The organism is Nostoc sp. (genome assembly GCF_054880495.1).
Genome location: NZ_JBTYKD010000119.1, coordinates 24,198 through 37,717 on the forward strand (window position 1 = coordinate 24,198; position 13,520 = coordinate 37,717).

Annotated in this window: 13 protein-coding genes; 10 read left to right on the forward strand and 3 right to left on the reverse strand. The window is 43.7% G+C overall.

The features are described from left to right. Positions 1-170 precede the first annotated feature (170 nt). Positions 171-479: a hypothetical protein gene (locus tag ACYTXL_RS13130; protein ID WP_461925131.1), complete on the reverse strand. Its 309-nt coding sequence runs from the start codon at positions 477-479 to the stop codon at positions 171-173. Positions 480-601: 122 nt separating this feature from the next. After that, on the reverse strand, positions 602-1,429 hold the full coding sequence (locus ACYTXL_RS13135) for a carbohydrate ABC transporter permease (RefSeq protein ID WP_461925132.1): 828 nt from the start codon (positions 1,427-1,429) through the stop codon (positions 602-604). A gap of 178 nt (positions 1,430-1,607) precedes the next feature. On the opposite strand from ACYTXL_RS13135, the gene ACYTXL_RS13140 reads away from it, so the two are divergent. The 5 genes from ACYTXL_RS13140 (at position 1,608) to folE (ending at position 6,534) form a co-directional block, all read left to right on the forward strand. Further along, positions 1,608-2,306, forward strand: a complete 699-nt coding sequence (locus ACYTXL_RS13140; RefSeq protein ID WP_461925133.1) for an aldehyde oxygenase (deformylating) — start codon at positions 1,608-1,610, stop codon at positions 2,304-2,306. A 239-nt stretch (positions 2,307-2,545) separates the two neighbouring features. Further along, positions 2,546-3,565, forward strand: a complete 1,020-nt coding sequence (locus ACYTXL_RS13145; RefSeq protein WP_461925134.1) for a long-chain acyl-[acyl-carrier-protein] reductase — start codon at positions 2,546-2,548, stop codon at positions 3,563-3,565. Positions 3,566-3,686: 121 nt separating this feature from the next. Beyond that, entirely contained in the window at positions 3,687-4,667 is a 981-nt protein-coding gene (locus ACYTXL_RS13150) for an acetyl-CoA carboxylase carboxyltransferase subunit alpha (protein WP_461925135.1), read from the forward strand. A gap of 354 nt (positions 4,668-5,021) precedes the next feature. Beyond that, positions 5,022-5,747, forward strand: coding sequence for an SDR family oxidoreductase (locus ACYTXL_RS13155; RefSeq protein WP_461925136.1), 726 nt, complete (start codon positions 5,022-5,024; stop codon positions 5,745-5,747). 79 nt (positions 5,748-5,826) lie between these two features. Beyond that, a complete protein-coding gene (folE, locus tag ACYTXL_RS13160; protein ID WP_461925137.1) occupies positions 5,827-6,534 on the forward strand; it encodes a GTP cyclohydrolase I FolE in 708 nt (235 codons plus the stop codon). A 227-nt stretch (positions 6,535-6,761) separates the two neighbouring features. Here the strand turns inward: folE and ACYTXL_RS13165 are convergent, their stop codons facing one another. Next, positions 6,762-7,406, reverse strand: coding sequence for a phosphoribosylanthranilate isomerase (locus ACYTXL_RS13165; RefSeq protein WP_461925142.1), 645 nt, complete (start codon positions 7,404-7,406; stop codon positions 6,762-6,764). 121 nt (positions 7,407-7,527) lie between these two features. On the opposite strand from ACYTXL_RS13165, the gene psaK reads away from it, so the two are divergent. The 5 genes from psaK to ACYTXL_RS13190 all read left to right on the forward strand — a co-directional run bounded on the left by psaK (position 7,528) and on the right by ACYTXL_RS13190 (position 13,406). Then, the gene (gene psaK, locus ACYTXL_RS13170; protein ID WP_292791667.1) at positions 7,528-7,782 is read left to right on the forward strand and encodes a photosystem I reaction center subunit PsaK; all 255 of its coding nucleotides are present in this window, start codon (positions 7,528-7,530) and stop codon (positions 7,780-7,782) included. Between the two features lie 323 nt (positions 7,783-8,105). Then, positions 8,106-9,302, forward strand: coding sequence for a site-2 protease family protein (locus tag ACYTXL_RS13175; protein WP_461925138.1), 1,197 nt, complete (start codon positions 8,106-8,108; stop codon positions 9,300-9,302). A 264-nt stretch (positions 9,303-9,566) separates the two neighbouring features. Next, positions 9,567-10,391, forward strand: coding sequence for a class I SAM-dependent methyltransferase (locus ACYTXL_RS13180; RefSeq protein ID WP_461925139.1), 825 nt, complete (start codon positions 9,567-9,569; stop codon positions 10,389-10,391). 644 nt (positions 10,392-11,035) lie between these two features. Beyond that, complete coding sequence (der, locus tag ACYTXL_RS13185; protein ID WP_461925140.1) at positions 11,036-12,406, forward strand: ribosome biogenesis GTPase Der; 1,371 nt, start codon at positions 11,036-11,038, stop codon at positions 12,404-12,406. 79 nt (positions 12,407-12,485) lie between these two features. Next, entirely contained in the window at positions 12,486-13,406 is a 921-nt protein-coding gene (locus ACYTXL_RS13190) for an energy-coupling factor transporter transmembrane component T family protein (protein ID WP_461925141.1), read from the forward strand. The last annotated feature ends 114 nt before the right edge of the window (positions 13,407-13,520 follow it).

Here is a 13,520-nt window from a genome sequence, read left to right on the forward strand (position 1 = left end):
AGACTTCGGCGTGAGCGCTCAGTCGAACGCTGCCCACCCCACAATCATATTGAAAAAATAATTAGTGCAAATTAAAGGCGCAACAGCTTACCTCACCCTCAATCCCTCTCCTTATAAAGGAGAGGGAAGCTAGAGACAGGATGATTGCATTTATATTTAATCCACGTTCCTTAGCAGTTACAACCGAGAGGGCTGCCAGTTGAAGGGCAAGGGATACACCATGATTTTTGCATTAGGACAATTCCTTGTCCTGGGCGTCCTGAGTTTGCTGGTAATAATTCATTAGGTTGCTGTTCATCAACTGCATCACCAGATTTGATTTTATTTAGGTCAAGATTGCACTCCCACTGAACTATCAGAGCTCTATCTTCTAATACGCCGTATTTTTCAAGCACTGCGTATAAGTCAGCGTTCTGAACGCTTTCAAGCAGTTTCTGTTGAATCTCGTCTTGTAACTGCTGTAATGTTTCAGGGTTCATGACTGTTTCCATTTCCTATAAGATGTATATAATTATTGATTCAGCTTGGCTAGTAAGAATTTCGCATAGTGTCACAAAATTTAATGCTTAAATTTTAATCTCAGGTGGGCTTCCACTCACTGCTAATTCTTAATCCCCGTGGTAGCAATACCCTGAATAAACTGACGCTGACCGATGAGAAATAATACCATCACTGGAACTGTGGCGATCGTCACTGCTGCCATCATCAAAGGCCAATTATTCGTAAATTGCTCCTGAAACTCAGCCAACGCTAGCTGCACCGTCCTTAATTCGGGACGTGTCGTAAACACCAAAGGCTTAAACAAATCATTCCACTCACCGATGAAGGTGAACAAAAACAGCGTCACCAACGCCGGACGCGCTAAAGCTAACATCACCCGCCACAAAATTTGTAGTCGGTTCGCCCCGTCTATAGCTGCGGCTTCCTCTAACTCTACGGGAATTGTCTGGAAATATTGACGTAATAAGAAAATCCCAAAGCCGTTGACAGCCGTGGGTAAAATCAGCGCCCCGTATGTATTTATCAGGTGTCCCCACTTCAAAACCAAAAATATGGGAATTACCAATAACTGAAAGGGAATCACCAAAGTTGCTAAAACGACTAACAGCAGGGCTTGGCGTCCCCGAAACTTCAGCCGTGCGAGGGCGTAACCCGCTAAAGCGGAAGTGACAATCTGAAACGCCGTCACCGCGATCGCTACCAAGGTAGAATTAGCAAACGCCAGTAAAAATTTTCCCTGTTGCCATGCAACGCGGTAATTAGCTAAAGACCAGTTATTTTTGAACAAATTTTCTGGGCTGGCGGCCGTCGGTGCAAAGGAGGTGAGAAAGACCACAAACAGAGGTAGTAAAACTATAAATGCCCCTAGCAGTAACACTACTAGACTGAAAAAATCGCCAGATTTCAGATTCGGGTTTGGTTTGGACATAACTTGATCTGCAAAAGATTTATTTTGCTAGTACTAGAGCATCGCCCTCAGCAACAGTTAATCTATAGATATAGTTACTTGTTAAGTTAAATTAAAGCACAGTGATTATTACTCTGAGTTCATAGGGTAAATTAAATTTTGGTGTCAAATAATTCAAATTTACAGGAGTAAACATACCATGCAGCAGCTAGCAGACCAATTTAAAGAATTAGATTTCCAGAGCGAAACATACAAAGATGCTTATAGCCGGATTAATGCGATCGTGATTGAAGGGGAACAAGAAGCCCATGATAATTACATCACACTAGCCCAACTGCTGCCAGAATCTCATGATGACTTGATTCGCCTATCCAAGATGGAAAGTCGCCATAAAAAAGGATTTGAAGCTTGTGGACGCAATTTGCAAGTAACCCCAGATTTGGAATTTGCTAAGAAGTTTTTCTCTGGACTACACCAAAATTTCCAAACAGCAGCCGCATCCGGGAATGTAGTCACTTGTCTGTTAATTCAGTCTTTGATTATTGAATGTTTTGCGATCGCAGCATACAACATTTACATCCCCGTTGCTGATGATTTTGCCCGTAAAATCACTGAGGGAGTAGTAAAAGAAGAATATAGCCACCTCAATTTTGGAGAAGTTTGGTTGAAAGAACACTATACAGAATCCAAAGCTGAACTAGAGCAAGCAAATCGCCAGAACCTACCCATAGTTTGGAGAATGCTCAATCAAGTAGAAGGTGATGCCCACACAATGGCAATGGAAAAAGATGCCTTGGTGGAAGACTTTATGATTCAGTACGGTGAAGCATTAAGTAATATCGGTTTCACAACACGCGATATTATGCGCTTGTCAGCCTACGGACTCACAGCCGCTTAAAAAAATGCTGATTAACGAGTGCTTTGGGCGGCTCTGCCGACTTGTACCCCTCCGGGGAAGCAAGCTACGCTCAGCTTCTCCCTTTGGGAGAGGCTAGCGCCTGCCGTAAGATGCCCGAAGGGCTGTAGGGAGAAGTAACTGGCGTTGCTGAGTAGTTCAAATTCAGAACTCCTAACTCCCAACTCCTAACTCTACTAAATTCCACACGCTCAAGACAGTATAAGCTTAATAATCAATACATGTTTGGTCTAATTGGACATCTCGCTAGTTTAGAACACGCTCAAGCGGTAGCTCAAGAATTGGGATACCCAGAATATGCCGATCAAGGGCTAGACTTTTGGTGCAGCGCCCCGCCGCAAATTGTCGATACGATTATTGTCACCAGCATCACTGGGCAAAAAATTGAAGGACGGTATGTAGAATCTTGCTTTTTGCCGGAGATGCTAGCAAGTCGCCGCATCAAAGCCGCAACGCGTAAAGTCCTCAACGCTATGGCCCATGCACAGAAGCATGGTATTAACATCACAGCTTTAGGTGGATTTTCCTCAATTATTTTTGAAAACTTTAAGTTAGAGCAGTTTAGCCAAGTCCGCAACATTAAACTAGAGTTTGAACGCTTCACCACCGGAAACACGCATACTGCCTACATTATTTGCAAGCAGGTGGAAGAAGCCTCAAAACAGCTGGGAATTGATCTATCAAACGCGACTGTTGCTATATGTGGAGCAACTGGGGATATTGGTAGTGCAGTTACACGCTGGCTAGATGCGAGAACAGATGTCAAAGAACTCCTGTTGATAGCCCGTAATCAAGAACGTCTCAAAGAGTTGCAAGGCGAACTGGGGCGAGGAAAAATCATGGGTTTGACAGAAGCACTGCCCCTAGCTGATATTGTCGTTTGGGTTGCCAGTATGCCTAAAGGCGTGGAAATTGACCCTACCACTTTGAAACAACCCTGTTTGTTGATTGATGGGGGCTATCCTAAAAACTTAGCCACGAAAATTCAGCATCCTGGTGTATACGTGTTAAATGGTGGAATTGTAGAGCATTCCCTGGATATTGACTGGAAAATTATGAAAATCGTCAATATGGACGTGCCAGCCCGCCAGTTGTTTGCTTGTTTTGCCGAATCAATGCTGCTGGAATTTGAGAAGTTATACACGAACTTTTCGTGGGGACGGAATCAGATTACCGTAGACAAAATGGAGCAGATTGGTCGGGTATCACTAAAACATGGATTTAGACCACTGCTGGTTTAGTCATTAGTCATTGGTCATTGGTCATTGGTCATTGGTCATTTGCAAATAACAAATGACCAAGGACAACTGAACAAAGGACAAAAGATAGATAACTCATAACTCGTAATTCATAACCCCTACGATGGCAACTACCGAGCGTAAACCGCTACTGTTAGATTTTGAAAAACCCTTAGCAGAACTCGCAACCCGAATTGATCAAATTCGGCAACTTGCAGAAGAAAATAGTGTCGATGTTTCTGGTCAAATTCGTCAACTAGAAGCACGCGCTATGCAACTGCGTGAGGAAATTTTCACTAGTCTATCCCCGTCCCAGCGATTGCAAGTCGCTCGTCATCCGCGTCGCCCCAGTACTCTCGATTACATCCAGGCTATTAGTGATGAATGGATGGAATTGCATGGCGATCGCACTGGTGGTGACGATCCGGCTTTAGTTGGTGGTGTCGGTCGTCTGAGTGGGCAACCTGTGGTGATGTTGGGTCATCAAAAAGGTCGAGATACCAAAGACAATATTGCCCGTAACTTTGGAATGCCTTACCCTGGCGGCTACCGCAAGGCGATGCGGTTGATGGAACACGCTAACAAGTTTAGTATGCCAATACTAACTTTTATCGACACGCCCGGAGCTTGGTCTGGGGTGGAAGCAGAACACCAAGGTCAAGGAGAAGCGATCGCTTACAACTTGCGGGAAATGTTCTGCTTAGATGTGCCAATTATCTGCACAGTCATTGGTGAAGGGGGTTCTGGTGGCGCACTCGGTATTGGGGTAGGTGATCGCCTACTGATGTTTGAACACTCCGTTTATACTGTCGCTACTCCCGAAGCCTGCGCCGCCATTTTGTGGAAAGATGCTGGTAAGGCTCCCCAAGCCGCCGTTGCTTTGAAAATTATTTCCCACGATCTGAAAAAGTTGGGAATTATCGACCAAATACTACCTGAACCCACTGGTGGTGCTCATTCCGACCCTTTAAAAGCCGCTACCACTCTCAAGCAAGTGCTGCTAGAAAATTTGGACGAACTCAATCATTTAACCTCTCCAGAACGCCGCCAACTGCGCTATGAAAAATTCCGCAAAATTGGTGTTTTTACAGAAGTTGCCCACTAACAGCACTGCATAATCATTGATTAGTAGAGCAGAAATGCTATAATTGCCTATGTGCTTAAAGATTTTTAACAATCTAGCCATAGGCATTTGTATCTTTCGCAAATCGACTCAATTTGATTGAGTGGGTTTTCTACTATTAAGTAATTTAATTTGAGTGTATGGCGTGATTTTCCAGGCAAAGATTTGTTGTCTTGACTGCTAAAACCTATAATATACCCACCATTGTACTGCATTATAGCAGTTACTTAATGAAAATCATCAGATTTTTAGATTACTTTAATCTATCCAAACCGAAAACTGTGAATAATTGGGTGGTAATAGGCTTTAGGAACTGCCAAAAAATTGGGAGACACCATGAGTGTTGAGCAAAAACGACGCGCCCTAATTACTGGGGCAAGTAGTGGAATTGGGAAAGCAACGGCTTTAGCCTTTGCAAAAGCGGGAATAGATGTCGCTTTAGTCAGCCGTTCTTTAGATAAGTTGGAGGCGGTAAGAGAAGCTCTACAGCATACTGGGGTGGAAGCGAAAGCTTACGCTGTAGATTTAGCCCGGCTATCACAAGTTAAAGAAAAGATCCAAGCGATCGCTCTTGACTTTGGCGATATAGACATTCTGGTAAACAATGCTGGCATCGGCTATACAGGTAATTTGAGCGAAACTCTCCTAGAGGACTGGCAGCAGGTAATTGACTTGAATCTGACTGCCGTGTTTCAGTGCATTGTGGGGATTTTGCCTTCAATGCGCGATCGGGGCACAGGCACAATTATCAACGTCGCTTCAATTGCCGCCAAGCAACCCTTTCCCGGTTGGGGAGCATACAGCGTCAGCAAAGCTGGTTTGATTGCCCTCTCTCAAACCCTGGCACAAGAAGAACGCACCCACGGCATTCGGGTAACAGCTATTTGTCCTGGTGCAGTCAATACCGAACTTTGGGACACAGAAACAGTCCATGCCGACTTAGACCGTTCCAAAATGTTAACCCCGGAAATTGTGGCTCAGTCAATTCTCTACACAGTTCTGTTACCACAACAGGCAGTTATTGATGAATTAACCCTGATGCCCAGTGCTGGCGCACTCTAATTGCGAAGTTAGGAGTTAGGAATTAGAATTTTTAACTCCTAACTCATAACTAAATTCAAACCATAACCAAGACTGAATCATGACTATCGTTAGTTCCAACGGTTCAAATAGTTCTCAATCGCCTCTGAATCCAGACTTGGCAGAAGTCATAACTCCTAGACCCGATCGCAATACTCATAACGGGCGAGAAGCGGATTTGTTCCAGCCAAAAGAGGAACAGATGGAAGAAATGAAGGACGCCGTGCGGACACTAATATTGGGAGTTGGCGAAGACCCCGAACGCGAAGGACTCCTCAAAACACCCAAGCGAGTGGCCGAGGCAATGCGGTTTCTTACCAGTGGCTACAACCAATCCCTTGAAGAACTCGTTAATGATGCCATCTTTGATGAAGGGCATAGCGAGATGGTACTGGTTAGAGATATTAATTTCTTTAGTCTATGCGAACACCACATGCTGCCATTTATGGGTAAAGCCCACGTTGCTTATATCCCTAACCAAAAAGTTGTGGGATTGAGTAAGCTAGCCCGAATTGTAGAGATGTATTCCCGTCGTTTGCAAGTGCAGGAGAGGTTAACCCGCCAAATTGCCGAAGCAATTCAGACGATTCTAGAACCTCAAGGCGTAGCTGTGGTGATGGAAGCTAGCCATATGTGCATGGTAATGCGGGGCGTCCAGAAACCAGGTTCTTGGACTGTCACTAGCGCAATGGTTGGTGTGTTCCAAGAGGAACACAAAACCCGCGAAGAATTTTTTAACTTGATTCGCCATCAATCAGGATTTTTTTAAGGAGCAGAGACGCGATTAATCGCGTCTGTATAGGAGTTAAAGCTCGTCCATTTTGAAATCTGGGGTAGTGCAGGCAGCGTTCGACTGAGCGCTCACGCCGAAGTCTTGCCTGCTACTACTAGTAAATAGATAGACCACATCTGTCGTAGGGGCACAGCATTGCTGTGCCCCTACGACAGATGTGGTTCAAATACATGAAAAATATTGTAATTCACAACTCATCACTCCTACCTTCTAAGTAACTCAATGTTCTTTAGACTGTGAAATAGGAGTCTTACCTTATCTAAATCCTTATCTCCAGGTGAACGTTCCACACCACTAGATAAATCAATGCCGCTAGGACTAACCTGATTTAAAGCTTCTACAATATTATCTGCTGTTAATCCTCCAGCTAAAAACCAAGGGCAATTGGGGTAAAATTGCTCTAGCATTCTCCAATCTAAGGTTTTGCCTGTACCACCAAGTTGTTGCGGATGGTAAGCGTCAAGTAGTAAAGCATCCACGTATTTTGTGTAAGCGATCGCTGTGTCAAGATGCTCAAAACTAGCAATTCTCAAGGCTTTGATAATTTCGATATTGGGTAAAGCTTGATGTAATTGGTAGCAAAAATCTGGTGATTCATCACCGTGTAACTGGACACCAGTCAACCCCGAATCAACAACTATCTGACTGATTTCGGGGATATTAGCGTTGGCAAAAACACCAATTGTGTCAACATTTGCCTGGAGTTCTGCCACTGCTGCCCGAATTTGGGATGTAGTCACATAGCGAGGTGAAGTTGGTACACAAATAAATCCTAGTGCAGTTGCGCCCAGAGAGGCGATCGCTATAGACTGCTGTGGTTGAGTGATGCCGCAAATCTTAACGCGCATGGAAATCTGACACATTTAAAATAATTATTAGAAAAGTCTAAACTATCTCAAAAACTTTTGGGCTTTCTAATTTTATAATCTTGTAGGTCTAGATTAACTTTTCCATTCAGGAGACAAAAACTTGATTTCATCTATTTTGCTAGCAGTACCTGCATCCGTTCCTGCAACCCCTGCGTGGAATCCCACAGTGGCGCTGATCATCAGCCTCAGCAGCTTAGTAGTCGTTTTGCTAAGTACTAGGATTGAAAAACCCCTAGTTGGTCCCAAGTTCCCTATCCTGCCGATCAGTATTCCAACATTCGTCGCGGCGATGGCTTTCGGTCATATTATCGGCGTTGGCATCGTTTTAGGACTGACTAACATTGGTCGTTTGTAGTTTTGCAATGACAAAGGCGTTAGTTGTAACGTCGTAATCAATACAAAACTCCTAAATCTGATTTTTCCCTCTGACTACTCAAGAAGACGCGGGGAAACAGTAACGCCAAAAAATTATCAAATACTTTCTTTGCGTCACTGCGTCCCCTCGTTTTCTTCCCACTCTCCAGAGTTTTGCTCACAGGCATTAATTGTCTATTCTATAAATAAGAGCATTTTGTGAATCGGGACTACCGAATTGATGCTCAATATAAATGTGTATACGACTATGTGTAGTATCTCAGGATAAAAACTACTGGCGATATCTAGTTTTAGGATAATGTAATGCAAACAAATTGGAAAATTGGGTCTTTATTTGGAATTCCCCTATTTTTAGACCCGTTGTGGTTTGTGATTTTAGGGTTGGCAACTCTCAACTTTGGGGTAGCTTATCAAGAATGGGGGAATGTTATAGCTTGGAGTGCTGGAATAGTTATGGCACTGCTGCTATTTGGTTCGGTGTTGTTACATGAATTGGGTCATAGCTTGGTAGCCCGATCGCAAGGCATTAGAGTTAATTCAATTACCCTATTTATGTTTGGCGGGATTGCTGCTATTGAAGAAGAATCTAAAACTCCAGCCAAAGCCTTTCAAGTAGCGATCGCTGGGCCTTTGGTGAGTATCATCCTATTTTTCCTGCTCCAACTGGGATCTACTGTGATCCCCGATACTAGTCCAGTCAGTGTTATGGTTGGAGATTTGGCGAGAATTAACCTGGTGGTGGCTCTATTTAACATGATTCCCGGCTTACCTCTAGATGGAGGGCAAGTGTTAAAAGCAGCACTATGGCAAATAACAGGTAATCGCTTTCAAGCCGTACACTGGGCTGCAAAGGCAGGGCAAATTTTGGGTTATGGTGCGATCGCTTCAGGATTTGTTGTAGATTTCTTGACCAGAGAGTTAGTAGTTGGTTTGTGGATGGCGCTGTTAGGTTGGTTTGCTGTCCGCAACGCCAACAGTTATGACAGCATGACTACATTGCAAGAAAGTCTACTCAAGGTAACGGCGGCTGATACAATGACCCGTGACTTTCGGGTCATTGATGCTGACCAGACATTGCGCTCCTTTGCCGATTTATACCTGTTGGAAACCGCTCCCTCGCAGGTTTATTTTGCTGCTTCTGATGGACGTTATCGGGGTCTAGTTTCCATTGACGATTTTCGTTTAACCCAAAGGAATCAATGGGAAACAGAAACCTTACACAGCATTGTGCATCCCTTGACAGAAATACCTACCGTTACGGAATCAACATTGATCGCTGAGGTAATTAACAAGGTGGAAAATGAGCAGTTACGTCGAATTACCGTACTTTCTCCGGCTGGCGCTGTCGCTGGGATAATTGATCGGGGAGATATTGTACGATCGTTGGCACAAAAGTTAAATTTGCGAATAACGGATGCTGAAATTAAGCGGATTAAAGAAGAAGGTAGCTATCCGCCTGGGTTGCAACTAGGAGTAATAGCGAAATCAATTACAAATTAAACTAGAATTCAGGAGTCAGGATTCAGAAGTCAGAATCAATGAGTGGGGGATTTAGACCCTTCTCTACGAAACGCTGCGCGTAGCTTACTTCCCCGTAGGAGTACGACAAGCTGAGAACAGGTGTTGCGCCATTCCTGAGAATTTAAGATAAAGTGCCTTTTGTCAATCAGTCAAAATACTTAAAATAACCTGAGTAAGAATTTTGATAGATCCTTTGCTGGTTCTAAAATGAAATTGGACTTCATCGCTGACACGCCCTAACTTATGCAAGACTTTAGACAAGAAATAAATGCCAGAGCTTCTATGGATTTGGAACAGCGAAGGACTTGGTATTCTCCCGTTGCTGATGTTTATTACAATGCAAGACCGCACTATCCAAAGGAACTAATTGATCGGTCTGTGGCTTTAACCCAACTTGACTCAGATGCATCGATTCTTGAGGTTGGTTGTGGTCCAGGAAATGCGACGGTGGCTTTTGCTCAATTTGGTTTTTCAATGACGTGTATTGAGCCAAACCAGGATTTTTATCATTTGGTACAACACAACTGCGATCAATATCCAAAAGTTACAATATGCAATACTTCATTTGAGGAGTGGGAACTAGAAGCAAAACAGTTCAATGCCGTTTTATCTGCTAATGCCTTTCACTGGATACCGCCAGAGATTAGATATACCAAGACAGCATCGGCAATGTGCGATAACGGTTTTCTTATTTTGCTATGGAATCTGACTCCAGAACCGAAATACGAAGTTTACCAAGTTCTAGAGGAAGTGTATCAAGCTTATGCGCCCTCCTTTGCCCGATATGACGGTGCGGAAGTTCAAGCGGAGATTTTGAGGGGTTTTGAACAAGAGATTTTAGACTCCAATTGTTTTAAAGAGTTGGTTGTCGAGCAAACTGCGTGTGAAGTCACCTATAGCATTGATGACTACCTCAAGCTTTTGATTACCTTGCGGAGAGTAGAGCCACAAGCGAAAGAGTTACTATTTCCAGGATTGCGCCAGAAGTTAGAAAAATTTGGAGATAGCGTACAACTCTCGTTTCTTTCTGCTGTTCATGTTGCCCGTAAAGCACCCGTGAGACGTTAAGAGAATTGCACAAATGTCTGCGAGAGTGCGAACCACACCTGCTACGATTAATCATTTTTATTTAAAACTTTTTGAGTATTTTAGCTGATTGAGAAAATATACTTTTTCTTAACCTCTCACAGATAATGTTCCCCTGAGCCTGCCGTACTCCGCAGGAGTTGCAAGCTACGCGTAGCGTCTCGTACAGAAGGACAAGCTCTATTACCACCACTTAATTGTTACGCCACCAAATTTAAAATTTGGTGCTCTTGTCTTAAACCCGTTTATTCAGACGCTCTCTACGAGACGCTACGCGAACGCGGACACGGCTGACTGCGCTATCGGCTTTTTCCGTCAGAATACCTTTCCTGTATTCTGACGACTGACGCCTTTATTCTGTTTTGTGGAACGTCATACACTCGTCATAGTTTTGCAATAGATTTGTCAAAAGAGTGTGTGATATTTAAATTGGTATTTGGTTACAAAATGCTTTTTTTGGGTAAAAGGTAGGAAATCCTACCTTTTTTATTTTTAAAAGTATGGCATCGCCAAACAGCCCGTCGTAGAAATCGCCTCAGATGATTGTGAAATTATTAAAACTTCAAGTTTAAAGTGAGTAAAATGTAAGTACGTGATATACTACACCTCTCACTCACCCTGGTTTTATGGCACTGCCAATTGTTGCAATTATCGGACGCCCAAATGTGGGCAAATCCACCCTGGTTAATCGACTCGCCGGGGAACAAACGGCGATTGTCCATGATGAACCGGGAGTGACACGCGATCGCACTTATCTACCAGCTTTCTGGAATGGTCGGGAATTTTTAGTAGTAGACACTGGTGGTTTAGTCTTTAATGATGATACCGAATTTTTACCACTGATTCGCCAACAGGCAATGACAGCCCTTGCAGAATCGTGTGGCGCTATTTTTGTCGTCGATGGTCAAACAGGCCCCACATCGGCAGATTTAGAAATCGCCGAATGGATGCGCCAACAACCCGTACCTGTGCTACTAGCTGTAAATAAATGTGAATCCCCAGAACAAGGCTTAATCCAAGCTGCGGAATTTTGGGAATTGGGATTGGGCGAACCTTACGCCATTTCCGCGATTCATGGCAGTGGCACAGGAGAGTTACTCGACGAGTTAATTAATCACATACCTGCTGTTGAGGACATCCCAGAAACTAATGAAATCAAAGTAGCGATTGTGGGACGCCCGAATGTGGGCAAATCGAGCTTACTCAATTCTTTTGTCGGGGAAGAGAGGGCAATTGTCAGCCCCATTTCCGGGACAACCCGCGATGCTATTGATACCGTCATTGAACGAGAGGGACAAACCTACCGTTTGATTGACACCGCCGGCATTCGCAAAAAGAAACATATAGAATACGGCACGGAATTCTTTAGTATTAACCGCGCTTTCAAAGCGATTCGCCGTGCTGATGTGGTTTTATTAGTAATAGATGCCGTAGATGGAGTCACCGAGCAAGACCAAAAATTAGCTGGGCGGATTATTGAGGAAGGTCGAGCTTGCATCATCGTCGTTAATAAGTGGGATGCTGTCGAAAAAGACTCTTACACAATCTACGACTACGAAAAAACTCTGCAATCACGGTTACATTTTACCGAATGGGCAGAAACAATTTTTGTGAGTGCCTTGTCAGGACAACGAGTAGAAAAGATTCTAGAATTGGTAAAAACGGCGGCGGAATCACACAAACGCCGTGTCAGCACATCAGTTATTAACGAAGTCTTAACAGATGCCGTCAGCTGGCATTCACCGCCAGCATCCCGTGGTGGGCGTCAGGGCAAGATTTATTATGGTACACAAGTAAGTAGCCAACCACCAACGATCGCTTTATTTGTGAATGATTCCAAACGCTTCAACGACAACTACCGCCGCTATATTGAACGCCAATTCCGGCAACAGCTAGGATTTAAAGGGACGCCAATGATTTTACTCTGGCGGAGTAAAAAAGTCCGTGATGCCGAAAGTGGTAATGTCAATAGAGCAACTCGCGTCAAAATAAGTTAGAGACGCTATTAATCGCGTCTGTACAGGAGTTATGAGTTAAAGTCAAAACTGCTAACTCCTAACTTATAACTCTAAAATAATGGATTTATTGCGATCGCTGCCACTTGGACTTTATTTAGAACAACCCCAAACTTGGCTGCATAAAATTGATCCGCGAGTCAAGTTCGCGTGGTTAATGAGCTTTTTAACAAGCTATGTTTTGGCCAATAACTTTTGGCGGGTGCTGTTGGTGGTATTATTAATTATTGCCACCTTGATTGCGAGAATTCCCCGACGAGTATGGCGGCAGCAAATGGGTTGGCTATTAATGCTATCGTTTTTTGTCTTAGCGATCGCAGCCATCAGTCCTGATGGAATGGGTATAGATTATCAGCCACGCCTGCCAGCTAATGAACAAATATTAACTCAGCCATCAAACGCCAATAATCTTGTTCAAGAGCAAGTAGGCGATCAAAAAAAATACAGCTACGTGCTATTTCACAAAGGCCCAGTCAAAGTGACTCGCTACTCCTTAAGTTTAGCAGTACGCCTGAGTACACTTATATTTACCGTAATTTATAGCACAAACCTATATCTGCTCACAACCGCACCAGAAGAAATCACATCTGGCATAGAAAGCTTAATGCAACCCCTGCGACGCTTCAACTTGCCGATCACAGAAATTACTTTAACTTTAACCTTATCCTTACGTTTTATTCCCCTGGTTTTAGAAGAAGTGCAAAATTTATTTCGCTCTGTGATGACAAGGGCAATTAATTGGAAAAAGCTGGGATTAAAAGGAGGATTCAAGGTTTGGATGACAGTCGCAGAGAGACTGTTAGAAAATCTGCTCTTACGAGCTGATCAAATGGCGAATGCAATGATGGTGCGGGGTTTTACCAGTCCCAATGAGCATCGAGTCCAGTTGCACGACTTACGATTAAAAGCGCGTGACTGGCTTGCTATTGCAACTTTAATCTTATTCTGGGGAATACGGTTAGCTATCGGAACTCAGGTATAAATAATCAAATACTCTCTGTGCGTCCCCGTGTAAGCGCGTAAAGGATTTCCAACAAATAAATTAAATTATCCAATCTTGTGGGGTGGGCATCTTGCCCGCCGATAGCCAAAGGCG

Bases quoted from the DNA above. Each gene is read 5' to 3' on its own strand.
- ACYTXL_RS13130 (WP_461925131.1), bottom strand. From the start codon at position 479: ATGAACCCTGAAACATTACAGCAGTTACAAGACGAGATTCAACAGAAA.
- ACYTXL_RS13150 (WP_461925135.1), top strand. From the start codon at position 3,687: ATGGCAACTACCGAGCGTAAACCGCTACTGTTAGATTTTGAAAAACCC.
- ACYTXL_RS13175 (WP_461925138.1), top strand. From the start codon at position 8,106: ATGCAAACAAATTGGAAAATTGGGTCTTTATTTGGAATTCCCCTATTT.
- ACYTXL_RS13180 (WP_461925139.1), top strand. From the start codon at position 9,567: ATGCAAGACTTTAGACAAGAAATAAATGCCAGAGCTTCTATGGATTTG.
- ACYTXL_RS13145 (WP_461925134.1), top strand. From the start codon at position 2,546: ATGTTTGGTCTAATTGGACATCTCGCTAGTTTAGAACACGCTCAAGCG.
- ACYTXL_RS13140 (WP_461925133.1), top strand. From the start codon at position 1,608: ATGCAGCAGCTAGCAGACCAATTTAAAGAATTAGATTTCCAGAGCGAA.
- der (WP_461925140.1), top strand. From the start codon at position 11,036: ATGGCACTGCCAATTGTTGCAATTATCGGACGCCCAAATGTGGGCAAA.
- ACYTXL_RS13135 (WP_461925132.1), bottom strand. From the start codon at position 1,429: ATGTCCAAACCAAACCCGAATCTGAAATCTGGCGATTTTTTCAGTCTA.
- folE (WP_461925137.1), top strand. From the start codon at position 5,827: ATGACTATCGTTAGTTCCAACGGTTCAAATAGTTCTCAATCGCCTCTG.
- ACYTXL_RS13190 (WP_461925141.1), top strand. From the start codon at position 12,486: ATGGATTTATTGCGATCGCTGCCACTTGGACTTTATTTAGAACAACCC.
- ACYTXL_RS13165 (WP_461925142.1), bottom strand. From the start codon at position 7,406: ATGCGCGTTAAGATTTGCGGCATCACTCAACCACAGCAGTCTATAGCG.
- ACYTXL_RS13155 (WP_461925136.1), top strand. From the start codon at position 5,022: ATGAGTGTTGAGCAAAAACGACGCGCCCTAATTACTGGGGCAAGTAGT.